11 protein-coding genes are annotated in these 15,641 nt (G+C 66.7%); 5 read left to right on the top strand and 6 right to left on the bottom strand.

The features are described 5' to 3' along the window. Positions 1-12 precede the first annotated feature (12 nt). The 5 genes from DIE22_RS27180 (at position 13) to DIE22_RS27160 (ending at position 6,268) form a co-directional block, all read left to right on the top strand. A complete protein-coding gene (locus tag DIE22_RS27180) occupies positions 13-798 on the top strand; it encodes an enoyl-CoA hydratase/isomerase family protein (protein WP_124494946.1) in 786 nt (261 codons plus the stop codon). 36 nt (positions 799-834) lie between these two features. Beyond that, positions 835-2,835: an acetyl/propionyl/methylcrotonyl-CoA carboxylase subunit alpha gene (locus DIE22_RS27175; protein ID WP_124494948.1), complete on the top strand. Its 2,001-nt coding sequence runs from the start codon at positions 835-837 to the stop codon at positions 2,833-2,835. Positions 2,836-3,096: 261 nt separating this feature from the next. Further along, positions 3,097-4,239, top strand: a complete 1,143-nt coding sequence (locus tag DIE22_RS27170) for a DUF2827 domain-containing protein (RefSeq protein ID WP_124606492.1) — start codon at positions 3,097-3,099, stop codon at positions 4,237-4,239. A gap of 743 nt (positions 4,240-4,982) precedes the next feature. Further along, on the top strand, positions 4,983-5,786 hold the full coding sequence (locus DIE22_RS27165) for an EAL domain-containing protein (protein ID WP_124494952.1): 804 nt from the start codon (positions 4,983-4,985) through the stop codon (positions 5,784-5,786). Between the two features lie 62 nt (positions 5,787-5,848). Further along, positions 5,849-6,268: a hypothetical protein gene (locus DIE22_RS27160; protein ID WP_124494954.1), complete on the top strand. Its 420-nt coding sequence runs from the start codon at positions 5,849-5,851 to the stop codon at positions 6,266-6,268. Between the two features lie 96 nt (positions 6,269-6,364). On the opposite strand, the gene DIE22_RS27155 is transcribed toward DIE22_RS27160, so the two are convergent. From DIE22_RS27155 to DIE22_RS27125, 6 genes are all read right to left on the bottom strand, one after another. Further along, a complete protein-coding gene (locus tag DIE22_RS27155) occupies positions 6,365-7,501 on the bottom strand; it encodes a DUF2827 family protein (RefSeq protein WP_124494956.1) in 1,137 nt (378 codons plus the stop codon). A 28-nt stretch (positions 7,502-7,529) separates the two neighbouring features. Further along, positions 7,530-7,997 carry a DUF4019 domain-containing protein gene (locus tag DIE22_RS27150; protein WP_124494958.1) on the bottom strand — a complete coding sequence of 156 codons (468 nt, stop codon included), beginning with the start codon at positions 7,995-7,997 and terminating at the stop codon, positions 7,530-7,532. 25 nt (positions 7,998-8,022) lie between these two features. After that, positions 8,023-9,177: a DUF2827 domain-containing protein gene (locus DIE22_RS27145; RefSeq protein ID WP_124494960.1), complete on the bottom strand. Its 1,155-nt coding sequence runs from the start codon at positions 9,175-9,177 to the stop codon at positions 8,023-8,025. Positions 9,178-9,191: 14 nt separating this feature from the next. Next, on the bottom strand, positions 9,192-10,337 hold the full coding sequence (locus DIE22_RS27140; RefSeq protein WP_124494962.1) for a DUF2827 domain-containing protein: 1,146 nt from the start codon (positions 10,335-10,337) through the stop codon (positions 9,192-9,194). Between the two features lie 404 nt (positions 10,338-10,741). After that, positions 10,742-11,416, bottom strand: a complete 675-nt coding sequence (locus tag DIE22_RS27130; RefSeq protein ID WP_124494964.1) for an OmpA family protein — start codon at positions 11,414-11,416, stop codon at positions 10,742-10,744. A 124-nt stretch (positions 11,417-11,540) separates the two neighbouring features. Further along, on the bottom strand, positions 11,541-15,641 hold a 4,101-nt coding region (locus DIE22_RS27125), incomplete at its 5' end, for a YadA-like family protein (RefSeq protein ID WP_185640698.1).

The following is a 15,641-nucleotide window of genomic DNA, read 5'->3' as shown; positions in this document are numbered from 1 at the left end:
GAGGGCTGACCGATGCGATACGAAACGATCAAGGTAAGCGAAGCCGGCCGCGTGGCGACCGTCACGCTCGCACGGCCCGACGTGCGCAACGCGTTCAACGAGACGACGATCGCCGAGCTGACCACCGCGTTCGAGTGGCTCGACGCGCACGCCGGCGTGCGCGCGGTCGTGCTCGCGGCGGAAGGCGCGGCGTTCTGCGCGGGCGCCGATCTGAACTGGATGAAGAAGATGGCCGGTTACTCGGACGACGAGAACCGCGCCGACGCGCGCAAGCTCGCGCGGATGCTCGAGGCGATCCATCGCTGCGGCAAGCCGGTGATCGCGCGCGTGCATGGCGACGCGTATGCGGGCGGGGTGGGTCTCGTCGCGGCGGCCGACATCGCGATCGCCGCCGATGGCGTGAAGTTCTGCCTGTCGGAAGCGCGGCTCGGGCTGATCCCCGCGACGATCGCGCCGTACGTCGTGCGCGCGATGGGCGAGCGCGCGGCGCGCCGCTACTTCACGACGGCCGAAGTGTTCGACAGCACGCGTGCGGCATCGCTCGGCTTCATTCACGACGCGGTGCCGGCCGACGCGCTCGACGAAACGGTCGCGAAGCTGGCCGCGACGCTCGTCGCGAACGGCCCCGACGCGGTGACGGCGTGCAAACGGCTCGTCGCCGACGTGGCCGGCCGCGCGCTCGACGCGACGCTGATCGAGCAGACCGCCGACTGGATCGCGAAGACCCGCGCCGGCGCGGAAGCGCGCGAAGGGATCGCGTCCTTCCTCGAGAAACGCACGCCGTCGTGGCGTGAATGACGGCGTGCCAATAACTTTCCGGACGACATCGAAGCCATGTTCGACAAGATTCTGATCGCCAATCGCGGCGAAATCGCCTGCCGCGTCGCCGCGACGTGCAAACGTCTCGGGATCGCGAGCGTCGCCGTCTATTCCGACGCGGACGCGAACGCGAAGCACGTCGCCGCATGCGACGAAGCCGTGCACATCGGCGGCTCGGCGGCCGCGGACAGCTACCTGCGCATCGAGCGCATCATCGAGGCCGCGCGCGCGACCGGCGCGCAGGCCATCCACCCGGGCTACGGCTTCCTGTCGGAGAACGAGGATTTCGCGCACGCGTGCGAAGCGGCCGGCATCGCGTTCATCGGGCCGCCGGTCGACGCGATCGCGGCGATGGGCTCGAAGGCGGCCGCGAAGGCGCTGATGCATGCGGCTGCGGTGCCGCTTGTGCCCGGCTATCACGGCGACGACCAGGACGTGGCCAACCTGCATCGCGAAGCCGACGAAATCGGCTACCCGGTGCTGCTGAAGGCGAGCGCGGGCGGCGGCGGCAAGGGGATGCGCGTGGTCGAGCGCTCTGAGGATTTCCCGGCGGCGCTCGCGTCGTGCCAGCGCGAGGCCGCAAGCAGCTTCGGCAACGATCGCGTGCTGATCGAGAAATACCTGACGCGCCCGCGTCACGTCGAAGTGCAGGTGTTCGGCGACACGCACGGCAACACCGTCTACCTGTTCGACCGCGACTGCTCGGTGCAGCGCCGTCACCAGAAGGTGCTCGAGGAGGCGCCGGCGCCGGGCCTGCACGATGACATCCGTCGCGCGATGGGCGAGGCGGCCGTCGCGGCCGCGCGCGCGGTCGGCTACGTCGGCGCGGGCACCGTCGAGTTCATCATGACGGGCCAGGCGTTCTACTTCATGGAAATGAACACGCGGCTGCAGGTCGAGCATCCGGTCACCGAGATGGTCACGGGGCTCGATCTCGTCGAGTGGCAACTGCGCGTCGCATCCGGCGAGCCGCTGCCGCTGAAGCAGGACGAGCTGCGCGTGCAGGGTCACGCGATCGAAGCGCGTCTCTACGCGGAGAACCCGGCGCGCGGCTTCCTGCCGTCCACCGGCACGTTGAAGCACCTGCGGCTGCCGGAAGGCGTCGAGTTCGCGATCGGCGCGCCGGTGCGCGTCGACAGCGGCGTGCGCGAAGGCGACGCGATCACGCCGTTCTACGATCCGATGATCGCGAAGCTGATCGTGCATGGCGCGGACCGCGAGGAAGCGCTCGGCCGGATGTCGCGCGCGCTGCGCGCGTGCGAAGTGGTCGGGCTGCACACGAACGCCGCGTTCCTGCAGCGGATCGTGGCGTGCAAGCCGTTCGCGATCGCTGATCTCGACACGGGCCTGATCGAGCGCAACCACGAGGTGCTGTTCGCGCCGCAACAGCCGCCGCGCGCGACGCTCGCGCTGGCCTGCGCGGCGCTGCTCGCGCGCGAGCGCGGGGCGGCCGCACGGGAGGGCGCGTCGCCGTGGCGTGCGCTGCCGGACTGGCGGCTGAACGGCGGCTATCGCCGCACGCTTGAATGGCATGCGCCCGAGCGTGAAGCGGACGTGACGGTCACCTACGAGGACGACGGCGGCAGCGCGCGCCTCGCCACCGGCGATGCGGCCGCGCAGCCGTTCGCGTGGACGCGCGGCGCGACGCCGCTCGACTTCGACCTGACGCTCGACGGCGTGCGCAGCAGCGGCCGCGTGTATGCGGACGGCGACAGTTTCCACGTGTTCACGCAGGGTGTCGCCGAGACGTTCGAATGGCGCAACGTGCTCGCGCACGCAGGCGATGCCGAGCATGGCGGCGGCCGCCTGACCGCGCCGATGCCCGGCAAGGTGATCGCGGTGCTGGTCGAGCCGGGCCAGAAGGTCGAGGCCGGCACGCCGCTGATCGTGATGGAGGCGATGAAGATGGAGCACACGATCGGCGCGCCGGGCGCGGGCGTCGTCGCGGAGGTGCTGTACGGCGTCGGCGACCAGGTTGCCGACGGCGCGCAGCTGCTGATGATGGCGGAAGGCTGACCGCGGCGCGCGTCGCGCACGGGCCGGCGTGGCGTCTTCCGACGCGACGCCGGCCTTGTCGCATCTGGCCGCCGGCCGCGCGGCACGGGGAACCCCATGTGGTGCGGCCGGCCCTCGACCGGCGCTTTCCGCTCGCTTCCGCACCGCGTATGACCATGCATGACAGTCTGGCGGCGGGGGCTCCGCTAGACTGGCGGATCGCTCGCGTGGCCGCCTGCCGCGCGCTACACTGCGTCCATTCAATTTCCCATCCCGCCGACGATGACGTCTCCTGTCCTGAACGGCCTGCGCATCGGTATCACGATCGGTCTGCGCACCCCCGATGAAAGCCTGTGGATCAACGGCATCAAGCAGAACGCCCTGTTTCTCGCGAAGCTGCTGATGGCGTCGCCGCATGGCTATCGCGTGACGCTGGTCAACACGACCGACGTGCCGCTCACCGACGCGCTGCCGTGGGACCGCACCGTGTACGACACGCGTGCGTTCGCCGACATGAAGGATGCGCTCGACGTGGTGATCGAGCTCGGCGGCCAGATTGACGGCGCGCAGACGGCCTACCTGAAGGCGCGCGGCGCGAAGATCGTCAGCTATTGCTGCGGCGTCGAGTACATCAACGCGATGGAGTCGATGCTGTTCGGCCGCCGGCTGTGGGATTCGCTGTTCATCAACCGCGGCTACGACGAGGTATGGGCGATTCCGCAGATCGCGCCGTCGTCGCTGCCGTTCCTGCAGTCGCTGCGCCGTTGTCCGGGGCGCGTCGTGCCGTTCGTGTGGGATCCGATGTTCCTCGGCGCGCGCGCGGCGGCGCTGCCCGAGCACGGCGAATACCGGCCGCGCAGCGAGCCGGGCAAGCGGCTCACGGTGATGGAGCCGAACCACAACGTCGTGAAGTTCTGCGTGTACCCGATGCTGATCATCGACGAAGCCTATCGGCGCGACCCCGAGGCGATCTGCTTCACGCACGTGACGAACGCCGACCGCCTCGTGCACGACAGCCCGGAGTTCGTGATGCTGATGAACTACCTCGACATCGTGCGCGCGGGCAAGGCGAGCTTCGTCGGACGCTTCGACACGCCGCTGTTCCTGGCCGACCTGACCGACGTCGTCGTGTCGCATCAATGGTCGAACCCGCTCAACTACTTCTATTTCGACGTGTGCTGGCAGGGCTATCCGCTCGTGCACAACGCGAGCCTCGCGCCCGATCTCGGCTACTACTATCCGGACAACGATGTGCAGAAGGGCGCGGAGGCGCTGCTGCACGCGCTGCACACGCACGACGACGACTGGCAAGGTTACACGCGGCGCCAGCGCGAGATCCTCGGCCGCTATACGTCGGCAAACCCCGCGCTCGTCGCCGAATACGACGCGCTGCTCGCGAACCTGATCGGCGCGACGGCCGCATGAGGTCAGGCGACGCCTGCCGCATCCGGGTTGCCCTGGGTTAATGTCTGATGAAATGACGCCGTTAAAAAAGAAACCGCCGAACCGGGGAGATTCGACGGTTTTTGAAGGCACGAAATTGACGGCTCCGAGGGAAGTCCGTCGAAAATCATTTTAGAGGTTAACGAGTCTGAAAGATTGTTAAAGATCTTTCAATCGATAATCATCATATAATTCGTGGCGATATTTTCATTTGATTTTGCCTGATTATTATTCGGATATTATCAATATCGTTTGAAACGGCGAAATTGAATTCCGTTGAGACCGAATGCTCCGTGTGACCCGTTGGCAGCATGGTCTGCAGGCGCCGCGACGAATCCGGGCGAGGTGGCCGGATACGGCTTTGCCGCCGCGTATTGATCATACGAAATTGCGGGCATTCGGTTTTTGAAACGAGACTTCGGTAAATTGCTTTGCTTGAAGCTGTTTGGGCCGGGAAAATGAGCGATATCGGTCGAGGTTTTGCCGATGGTTATGTGTAACCTGCCGCACTGTCAGTAACGTGCATGTGTGGTGTATTTTCCCTGTTTGAATATCGTTGACAATATTGGATTTGACGGCGCGCTGAAATGAAAAGTACGCTCCCGGAAAAGATCGAAACAAGAGGATGGGCCGGGTAGGCGGTGGTGCGTGTCGTGGTCGGCTCGCGCCACATGTATCGAGAGCGCGGGCCGTCATCGGCGGTCCGACAATTGCCGGAGCGCCGGATGAATGCGGTCGAACCACGCCTGGAGGCGAACAGCGTAGCGAATCGGGACGAAATCGATCTCGTATTCGGCGCGCCTGACGATCACCCCGACCTTGCGTCGGTACGCAGTTTCGTCGAAAGCCGGCTCGGGTTCGCGCGCGAGCCGGTCTGCCGCGCCGACCTGTCGGGAGGCGTCCTGTATCACGAATGCCTCGCGCGGCTGCGCTGGGGATCGCGCGACGCGTTGCCGCCGCTTGCATTCCTGCCGCGCCTCGAGTCACTCGGGCTGATGCGCTGGTTCGACCGGCTCGTGGTGGGCCGGACGATTGACGCGTTGCGCGCCGATCCGACGGCCGTGTATGGCTGCAACGTCGCGGCGACGAGCGCGGTGGTGGACGACGCTTGGCTGGCCATCTTCAGGCGGCTCGAGCGCGAGCCGTCGGTCGCGGCGCGGCTGGTCGTCGAGATTACCGAGACGGGGCCGCTGAACCCCGTCGCGGGCCGGTCGTTCGTGAATCGGTTCCGTCAGGCCGGATGCCGCGTCGCGATCGACGACTTCGGCGTCGGCTTCAGCGCGCTGAACAACCTGGTGGTCGGCACCCCCGATATCGTGAAGCTCGACAGGTCGGTCCTGTCGCTGATCAAGCGCAACGCGATCGGGCGCTACCAGTTTCGCCGGCTGATCGCGTTTGCGCATGAAAGCGCGCGGCACGTCGTCGTCGAAGGCGTGGAGAACGAGATCGACCGGCAGATCATCCTGGATTCCGGCGTCGCGTGGGCGCAGGGCATTCGCTTCAGATGGCGGTCGCCGGCCGCCGCATGACGCCGTGGCGCGGGCGCAGGGCGCCGGCATCGGGCAACGATGGATCGCAAAGGGGCGTGGGCATGGCGGCGATGAAGAAGGCCGGGCACGGAACGGATACGCAGGCGGCCGATGCGCGCGAGCTCGTCGCGATCGCCGAGCTGGCCGACATGTTGTGGCACTTCGGCGCCGAATCGACCGATGCGCCGATCGACGTCGCGCCGTATCTCGACGGCCTGAAGGCCGTCGCGCACCGTATTCACGGCATGAAGCCGCTCGACGCCGATGGCCGCGAACTCGCGGCACGGCACTATTACGCCGGCGTGTTTGCAGGCGCCTGCGGCGACGATTCGGCGATCGCGCGCGGCGTATCCGGCAGCCTCGCGCGGCAGGCCGTCCGGGTCAGCCGCGCCGCATTGCGCTGTTTCGCGGGGCTGGCGCGGATCGGACGCCGGCATGGCCGCGCGTTCGCCGCGCGGCGCGGCGATCGGGTGCCGGCCTAGCGCCGGATCGCGCGTCGCGCCCGGTGCGCGGATCCCCGTCGACGATGAACGGACCGTGGACCGGATCGATCGCGACGAAGGCGCGCCTGGACGCGCTCAGCCGAGCGCGCGCCCGGCGAACAGGTGCTGGATCTGTTCGGAATACGCGCGGACGTTGTGGTCGGCGAGCGTGTCGACCTGTTGCAGGCAGCGGCGGGCCGCTGCCGCGTATTCGTCGAGCCGCGCGTCGTGCGTCTGCGCGGCGGTCGCGATCGCGCGCGCCGCATCGAAGATCTCGAAGTCCGGGTAGTAATAGCCGACGTCGTGCAGGAACGGCGAGTTGTGCACGAGCGGGTAGTTGCCGTACAGCGCGTCGTACAGCAGGTAGTTCAGGCCGTTTTCCCAGTGATGCGACACGACGATGTCGGTGTGATGCGCGGCCCACGCGACGAACGGCGCACGCACGTCGGCCGTCGCCTTGCCGTCGCGCACCATCTCGAGGCCGAGCGCGAGATGCTTGAAGGCGACGTTCTCCTTCTTGTCGAACGTGTTGGTCATGTACACGTGTTCGACGAGCTCGGGGTGCTCGACATAGCACGCATTCGCGGCGAGCATCGGCACGATCGAACTCTTCACGACGTTCAGGTTCGGCTCGAAGAACGCGATGCGCTTGGCCGGACCGTGGTTGCGGTAGCCGAAGCGCGCCTTCAGTTCGGGATCGGCGTCGAGGCTGCGCTCGATGAAGTACGGCGACCAGATGTGCGGCAGCTCGATCACCGGCGCGCGATAGACGGCCTGGAAGTAGGCCGCGCACGTATGCATGTGCTGCGGGTTGGTCCAGATCTCGTCGAACTGCACGCGGTGCGGGTTCGGCCGCCAGTTGTTCTTCTCGAAGTTGATCGTCTCGACCGCGATCACGTAGTCGTTGCCGAAGCGGTACGACACGCACTTGCCGCCGCGCCGGCGCACGGCATCCGCGTGCGACGGGTCGATGAACGCGTTCATCTCGATCAGCAGGTCCGTCTGGTGGGCGATCGCCGACAGCGGACGCAGCGCGTCGCCGAACGCGTCCATCATCAGCGCCTGCGGGTAGTCGGTGATGCCGTCGTCGTGCGCGAGCCAGACTTCGCCGACCAGCGGCGAGCTTTTCAGCAGCATGTACAGGTACACGCAATGCTGATTCGCGCCGTTGTACCAGATCGACTGCGTCGCGTCGCGCTGCACGTTCATCGTTATCGCGACATTGATTTTCATCGGCGGCTCCGGGCGGGCGGTGCGCGGCTTACGGCGCGTAGTTCTGCGACTGGCGCGGCACGTAGCCGGTCAGGTGCCAGCGGCCGTCGTCGTCGAGGCGGAAGCTCAGCTTTTCGTATACGGTCGTGCCGGTCGTCAGCGTCGTCGCGTAGTCGAGGTTCGCGTACAGTCCGTCGGGCATCGTCGCTGCGTTTGTGTAATGGATGCGGGTGATCTGCGCCCAACCGCGATGGCGAACCGTGCCGACCGACTGGCGCGCGCGCTGCATGTCCGCGGCGAACAGGTCTTGCTTGATGCGTGCCTTCACGAATGCGGCGGAATCGGCCCACACGGCGCCGTACTGGCCGGCGTCGAGCTGTTTGAACACCGCATCGGCATCGCGCAGCAGCGCGTCGGCCGATTCGCCGCCGGATTGCGCGTGCGCGCCGATCGCGATCGCAGCGACGGCGCAGCCGATCAGCCATTTCGCGCGGGAGAGGGGCGGGTGTGCGTTCATGTCGGAGTCGGGAGAGGGCGGCGCGTCATGCGTCGCGATAGAGCGACGCGATCGCGTCGGAATACGCGGCGACGTTGTCGGGGTTGTAGATGCTGACCGAGTCGAGCACGTGCTTCGATTGCTCGCGGTATGCGTCGAGGTTCGCGTCGTGTTCGGCGAATGCCTGCAGCAGCGCGCGGCCGCCGGCCTGGCAGTCGAAGTCCGGATAGAAATACCCGGCCTTGCCGAGGAACGGCGAGTTGTGGATCAGCGGATAGTCGCCGTACAGCAGTTCGTAGTACAGGTAGTTCTGCGCGTTTTCCCACGTGTGCGATACCACCGCATCGCCGTAGGCGGCCATGAACTCGTACACGGCGTAGCGGCTTTCGAAGGTCGTGATCCCGTGGTTCACGATGTCGAGGCTCTTCGCGAAGTGGACGAACGTCGCATGTTCCTTCAGGTGCAGCGTGTTGCACACGCGCACGAACTCGAGGAATTCGGGCTTCGCGCGATACGCTTCCTCGGTCACCAGCATCGGGATGATGCTCGTCTTCACCATGCAGATGTTCGGCTCGAACATCGTCACGCGCCAGCGCGGCTTGGCCGGCTGATAACCGAACGACAGGCCGGCGCCGAGCGTCGCGCGCGCCTTGTCGAACAGCATCGGATGCCAGATGTGCGGGACGATCGTCACCGGCGCGCGCAGGCCCGTCTGGTAGTAGTGCAGGCACGAGCGCTCGAATTCCGGAATCGTCCACACCGCGTCGTACGGCGCGCCCGAGAACAGGAAGCCGGACGGCTTGTCGAACATCGCGCGCTCGATGTCGATCACGTAGTCGTTGCCGACCCGCATCGTGACGACCTTGCCGCCGCGGTCGCGGAACGCGCGCAGGTAGTCCGCACCGAACTGCGCGCTCATTTCGATCAGCACGTCGCAGCGCTGCAGCGCTTCGTCCATCGACAGCAGCGGCACGTCCCATTCGCCGAGCATCATCTGCGGATCGGCGAGCTGTTCGCCGCCGTTCACCATCACGGCTTGCGCGACGAGCGGTGACTGGCGCAGCAGCAGGATCAGCAGCAGGCAGTTCTGGAAGATGCCGTTTTCCCACAGCGACTGGCCGGCGCCGCGCACGAACAGCGACACGCCGACGACGAGACGCTTGCCCTCGCCGGGCGCTTGACGGGCATTGGAGTCCGACATGCGTATGCTCCGGTTCAGGCGACCAGGCGCGCGACGAACGCGTCCAGGTTCGCGGGGTTGTCGACCGAGACCGACTTCAGCAGCCGGTCGGCTTTCGCGCGATAGTCGTCGAGCCGCTCGTCGTGATGCAACCATGCATCGAGGAGCGCCTGGCCGCCCGCCACGGAATCGAAATCCGGGTAGTAGTAGCCGGCGTCGCCGAGCAGCGTCGAGTTGTGGATCAGCGGATAGCCGCCGTACAGCACGTCGTAGTACAGGTAGTTCTGCGGATTTTCCCAGTGATGCGACACGACCGCATCCGCGTGGCGCGCCATGAAGCCCGGCAGGTCGATGCGCGGCTCGAACGTCGCCTTCTGCTGGCGCACGAGATCGAGGCTGTTCGCGAAGTGCACGAAGGTCGGATGGGCCTTCATGTGCATCGAGTTGACGACGAACAGATGCTGCACGGCGTCCGGATGCGCGCGGTAGAACTCGTCGCACGCGAGCATCGGGTAATGGCAGGACTTCACGACGGAGATGTTCGGCTCGAGCGTGGCGAGATGCCACGGGCGGCGGCCGGGCCGGTAGCCGAACGTCACGCCTTCGCTCGCCAGCGCGGCGATGCGGCGATCGAGGAAGTACGGCGACCATAGATGCGGAATCGTATGGACCGGTGCGCGCGTGAGCGTGCGCAAGAGCGGCACGTCGATCTTCCGCGACTTCTCGAGCACCCACACTTCGTCGAACTGCGTGCCGTTGAAGATGTGCCCCGACGGCTTGTCGAAGATCGGCGTTTCCGCGAGGCCGCTGTAGGTATGGCCGACATAGCACGCGACGAGTTTCGTGCCGAGCGCCTTCACGTGCCTGAGCCATTCGACCGGCAGTTGCGCGCCCATCTCGATCACGACGTCGAGCTCATGCGTGACGTCGGCGGGCTTCACGAGCGGCACGTCGAGGCCGTCGAGTTCGAGGCCGACCGGCAGCGCGTTCGCGTCGCCGCCGTTCAGGAAATAGACGGGGCCGACGCGGTCCGAGCGCTCGAGCATCATCGCGAGGTACGCGATGTTCTGGTGAATGCCGTTTTCCCAGATCGCCTGGCCGTCCCGCGCAAACAGCGAGATGCCGACGGCCGGCCGTTGCTTGCGGGTGCCGCCCGAGGCGGCTTGATTGATGTCCGTCACCGGTTGGTTTCCTCTGCGGCGTCGTGCGTTCGGCCGTGGCGTCGAGCGCCCGGCCGCGTAACGGCGCGCCGTGGATTGTCGTGGTTGCGTTCACGGCGGCGCGCGCAGGACAACGAGTCGAGCGACGCGGATCGCCGGGCGGCCGGCGGATTCCGGTGTGTCGTCGGGCGGGACTGGCACGGCGCGCGACGCGGGCGGAATGCCCCGGCAGCTGTCTGCGGCGATTGTGGCACGGAAGTCGCCGGTTTGTGGAGAGGGCTGACGAACTTTGACATAGCCGCCGGCGCGGGCGCCGGGGCCTCGGCGAAGCGGTGTCGGCGCGTTCCTGCGGGGCGGATGTCGCCTGCCGGTCAGGGCCGTCGCGTGCGGATGCGAGTTGTGCCGGGGCCGCGACGGCCGGTTGCTCAGCGTTGCAGCGAGATGTCGACGCGGCGGTTGCTGGCGCGGCCTTCGGCCGTTGCGTTGGACGCGACCGGATCGGCGCTGCCGCGGCCCGTGACCGACACGGCTTGCGCCTTCAGCCCGTGCGCGTTCAGGTAGCCCGCGACGGTTTCCGCACGGCGCTTCGACAGCGCGAGATTGGCGGCGTCGTTGCCGACCGAATCCGTATGGCCGGTGACCGTCACCTGCGTGTACGTGCGGTCCTGGCGCTCGCTCAGCAGCTTGTCGAGCGATGCGCGCGCGGCCGGCGTGAGCGTGGCCAGGCCCGTTGCGAACAGCGCGTCGCCCGCGAGGTTCACGTGTTCGACAGCGGCGGGCGCGGGTGCAGGTGCTGGCTGGGCGGCCGACGCCGCTTCGGCCGGCGCGGCGCCGCACTGGAACACCAGCGTCGCGGGATCGGATTGGTCGCGCAGCGCGCGGGCCGCATCGACCGTGCGCACCGGCTGGTCGCCGCAGATCTTGCGGGCGGCCTTCATGCAGGTCTGAGGGCCTGACAGCAGCCCGTGGCAGTCCACCTGGAAGGTGCGCACGCCATCGCGCGGCTGCAGTTCGGATGCGCTGTAGGTCGGGCCGGATGCGGTGGAGCACGCGGCGAGGGCCATCGCGGAAAGCGCGAGCGCAAGAGCGAGTTTGTTCACGGTTACGTCCTCAATGCTTGGGTTGACTGACGCCCGCCGCGGGGTGCGCGGCGGGCTCGTCCTGCCGTCGGGGCCGCCGCGCGCCGTCCGGCTCGTGAGCCGGGCGGCGGGGCGGCGCGACGGGTTACTTCCACTGGTACAGCATGCCGGCGCCGATCACCTTCTGACCGCCGCTGAAGCCGCCGTTGATCGACGCCTTCAGGTTCTCCGTGATGCGCGCCTGCATATTGACCGCCATTGCCTTCTGACCGAGGAAGGTCGACGTGCCGACACCCATCCCGAAGTTGGCGTCGCGATCGAGCTGCGGGATCGACGCCATCGCGCCGACGGCCGCGATACCCTGCTTCGCCATCTGGTCGGTCTGCTGCAGTTGCGAACCCAGCGAGTTGATCTGTGCCTGCTGGCCCGACAGTGCCGTCGACAGCGTCGTCTGCACCTGCGTCAGCTGGTTCACGTTCACCGCGTCCGTGCCTTGCGTACCCGGCGCGACGTTCGTGATCTGGCGCTGCTGCGTGTCGCTGCCGACCGACACCACGTTCGAACGGCCGCCGTCGTTCGACGCCGCGCCGATTGCCACCGAGTTCGAACCGGCCGTGACGACCGGCTTGTCGTTGCCGGTACCGTTCATGTCGACGGCGATGCCGTTGTTGTTGGCCGTGCGGGTCGTGTTGTTGTTGATCGAGGTCGACAGCTGGCTCACCTGGTCGCCGAGGTTCGTCACGCCCGTCGACAGCGAGGCCACCGTGCTGTTCGTCGTGCTCAGGCCGGTCGACAGCGAGCCGATGCCCGTCGAGGTCGACGTGGACAGCGACGTGAGGTTGCTGTTGGTCGAGCTGAGGCCCGTCGACAGCGAGTTGATCGCCGTCGAGGTCGACGTGGACAGCGACGTGAGGTTGCTGTTCGTCGAGCTGAGACCCGTGGACAGCGAACCGATGCCGGTCGACAGCGACGAGATGTTCGACGCGGTCGACGTGGACAGGCTGTTGACCGCCTGGTTCGTCGCGTTGAGCTGGCTGCCGTTGATCGCGTCCGTGCTGGTGGCCGATACCCGGCCTGCCGCGACGTTCGTGATCTGGCGCTCCTGACCCGGTGCGCCGACGCTGAAGACACCCACCGGCGACGTGCCGTAGACCGGGTACGTGATACCGCCGACCGTGACGCTCGACACCCCGACCGCGGCGCTCGTGGTCGAGTTCGCGCCCATTGCGATCGAGTTGGCGACGTTGGCCTGCGCGTTCGTGCCGAAGGCGAGGGCGTCCGCGGCCGTGGCCTTGGCGCCCGAGCCGTAGGCCTGTGCGCCGGTGGCGCTGGCCGTCGACTGGTTGCCCAGCGCGATCGTGTTGTCCGCGGTGGCCTGGTTCGAGCTGCCGAGGGCCAGCGCGCTGTTGCCGGTGGCCGTGTTCGCGTTGCCGAGCGCCACTGCGCCGGTGCCGGTCGCCGTGTCGTTCGCGCCCAGTGCCACTGCGCCGGTACCCGTTGCAACGCTCGGGTCGCCGATCGCGACCGCGCCGTCGCCGCTCGCGGTGTTGCCGGAGCCGATCGATACCGCCTTGCCGCCGGTGGCCGATGCGTTCTGGCCGATCGCGACCGCGCCGTTTGTCTGGGCGTTCGAACCGTCGCCGACCGCGACGCTGCTGGCGCCTGCCGCGCTGGCGTTCACGCCGGCTGCGAGCGAGTTGACGCCCGTCGCGCCGTCGTTGGCGTAGTTGCCTTGCTGCGTGCCGTTGTCGTTGACGCTGTAGTAGTGCGTCTTCGCGGCTTCGATCGCGGTCGACGTCGACGTGGACAGCGACGTGATCGAGCTGGTGGCCGACGACAGACCCGTCGAGGTCGACGTGGACAGCGACAGGATCGTGCTGGTGGCCGTCGAGAGACCGGTCGAGGTCGACGTCGACAACGAACCGATCGAGCTGGTTGCCGACGACAGGCCCGTCGAGGTCGACGTGGACAACGAGCTGATCGAGCTGGTTGCCGACGAGAGACCCGTCGACGTCGAGGTCGACAGCGACGCGACCGAGCTGTTGGTCGAACTCAGGCCCGTGGACAACGACGTGACGCTGTTCGAGGTCGACGTGGACAATGACGTGAGCGAGCTGTTGGTCGAGCTGAGGCCGGTGGACAGCGAGCCGATCGAGCTCGTCGCGGTCGAGAGGCCGGTCGAGGTCGACGTGGACAGCGAGCTGATCGAGCTCGTTGCCGACGACAAGCCGGTCGACGTGGACGTCGAGAGGGAAGCGACCGAGCTGTCGGTCGAGCTCAGGCCGGTGGACAGCGAGTTGATACCCGTCGAAGTCGAGGTGGACAGCGAGCTGATTGAGCTCGTTGCCGACGAGAGGCCGGTCGACGTGGACGTCGAGAGGGACGCCACCGAGCTGTCGGTCGAGCTCAGGCCGGTGGACAGCGAGTTGATACCCGTCGAGGTCGAGGTGGACAGCGAGCTGATCGAGCTGGTCGCCGACGACAAGCCGGTCGACGTCGACGTCGAGAGCGAAGTCACCGAGCTATCGGTCGAGCTCAGGCCGGTCGACAACGAGTTGATCGAGCTGGTGGCCGACGACAGGCCGGTCGACGTCGAAGTGGACAGCGAGCTGATCGAGCTCGTTGCCGACGACAAGCCGGTCGATGTGGAAGTCGAGAGCGACGCGACTGAGCTGTCGGTCGAGCTCAGACCCGTCGACAGCGAATTGATACCCGTCGAAGTCGAGGTGGACAGCGAGCTGATCGAGCTGGTTGCCGACGACAGGCCGGTCGAAGTGGAAGTTGAGAGCGACGCGACTGAGCTGTCGGTCGAGCTCAGACCCGTCGACAGCGAGTTGATACCCGTCGAAGTCGAGGTGGACAGCGAACTGATCGAGCTGGTTGCCGACGAGAGGCCGGTCGATGTGGAAGTCGACAGCGAAGCGACCGAGCTGTCGGTCGAGCTCAGGCCGGTCGACAGCGAATTGATACCCGTCGAAGTCGAGGTGGACAGCGACGTGATCGAGCTATTAGCTGACGACAAGCCGGTCGACGTCGAAGTGGACAGAGACGCGATCGAACTGTTAGCCGACGACAGGCCGGTCGACGTGGACGACGACAGCGACGTAACCGAGCTGTCGGTCGAGCTCAGGCCCGTCGACAACGAGTTGATGCCCGTCGAAGTCGACGTGGACAGCGACGTGATCGAGCTATTAGCCGACGAGAGGCCTGTCGAAGTCGAAGTCGAAAGCGAAGCAACTGAGCTATTGGTGGAGCTCAGTCCCGTGGAGAGCGAGTTGATGCCCGTCGAAGTCGACGTCGACAGCGACGTCACCGAGCTGTTGGTCGAGCTGAGACCCGTAGACAACGAAGTGATGCCGGTCGACAGCGACGCGATCGCGCTGCTGGACGACGACACCGTCGTCGACAGCGAATCCACGGCCGAATTGGTCGCGAAGAGCTGGGAGCCATTGATCGCGTCCGTGCTGGTCGCCGTGATTTGACCTGCCGCGACATTGGTGATCTGACGCGTGGTGCCCGTGCTCGCGTTGCCAACGCTCACTACGCTGCTCGGATTGCCGCCCGCGAACGTGCTCGTCACGCCGCCGACGGTACCGGTCGGCGTTGCGTTCGGGGTGTCGGTGACGGAGCCGCTGCCGAGCGCGACGTCGCCGTTGTTGTTGGCGATGGCATTCGGACCGATCGCGACCGAGTCGGTGCCGAGCGCCTGGCTGTCCGTGCCCGTCGAATTCGCGTGGAAGTACTTGATGCCCTGGCTGTTGATGCTGTCGATCGCCGAGCCGACGCTGTTGGCGGTCGACGTCGTGCCGTTCGCGTTGTACGTGGTGTACGACGGAGCGGAGACGGTGCCGGTGGCCGGGTCGTAGCTGGCGCCGCCACCGAGGGCTGCGGCGGTGCTGTTGCCGAGATTGTCGGTCTTGGTCGCGACCGTGCTGATGCCGGTGGACAGCGAATTGATACCCGTCGAGGTCGACGTGGAGAGCGACGTGATCGAGCTGTTGGCCGACGACAGGCCAGTCGACGTCGACGACGACAGCGAAGTCATCGAGCTATTGGTCGAGCTGAGGCCCGTGGACAACGAATTGATACCCGTCGAAGTCGACGTGGAGAGCGACGTGATGGAGCTGTTGGCCGACGAGAGTCCCGTCGACGTGGACGACGAAAGCGAAGTCACAGAGCTATTGGTCGAGCTGAGGCCCGTGGACAGCGAATTGATACCCGTCGAAGTCGAGGTGGACAGCGACGT

The sequence above is a fragment of the Burkholderia sp. Bp9142 genome (genome assembly GCF_003853415.1).
Classification (GTDB): Bacteria; Pseudomonadota; Gammaproteobacteria; order Burkholderiales; family Burkholderiaceae; genus Burkholderia.
This window is presented reverse-complemented; position numbering and strand designations above follow the sequence as displayed.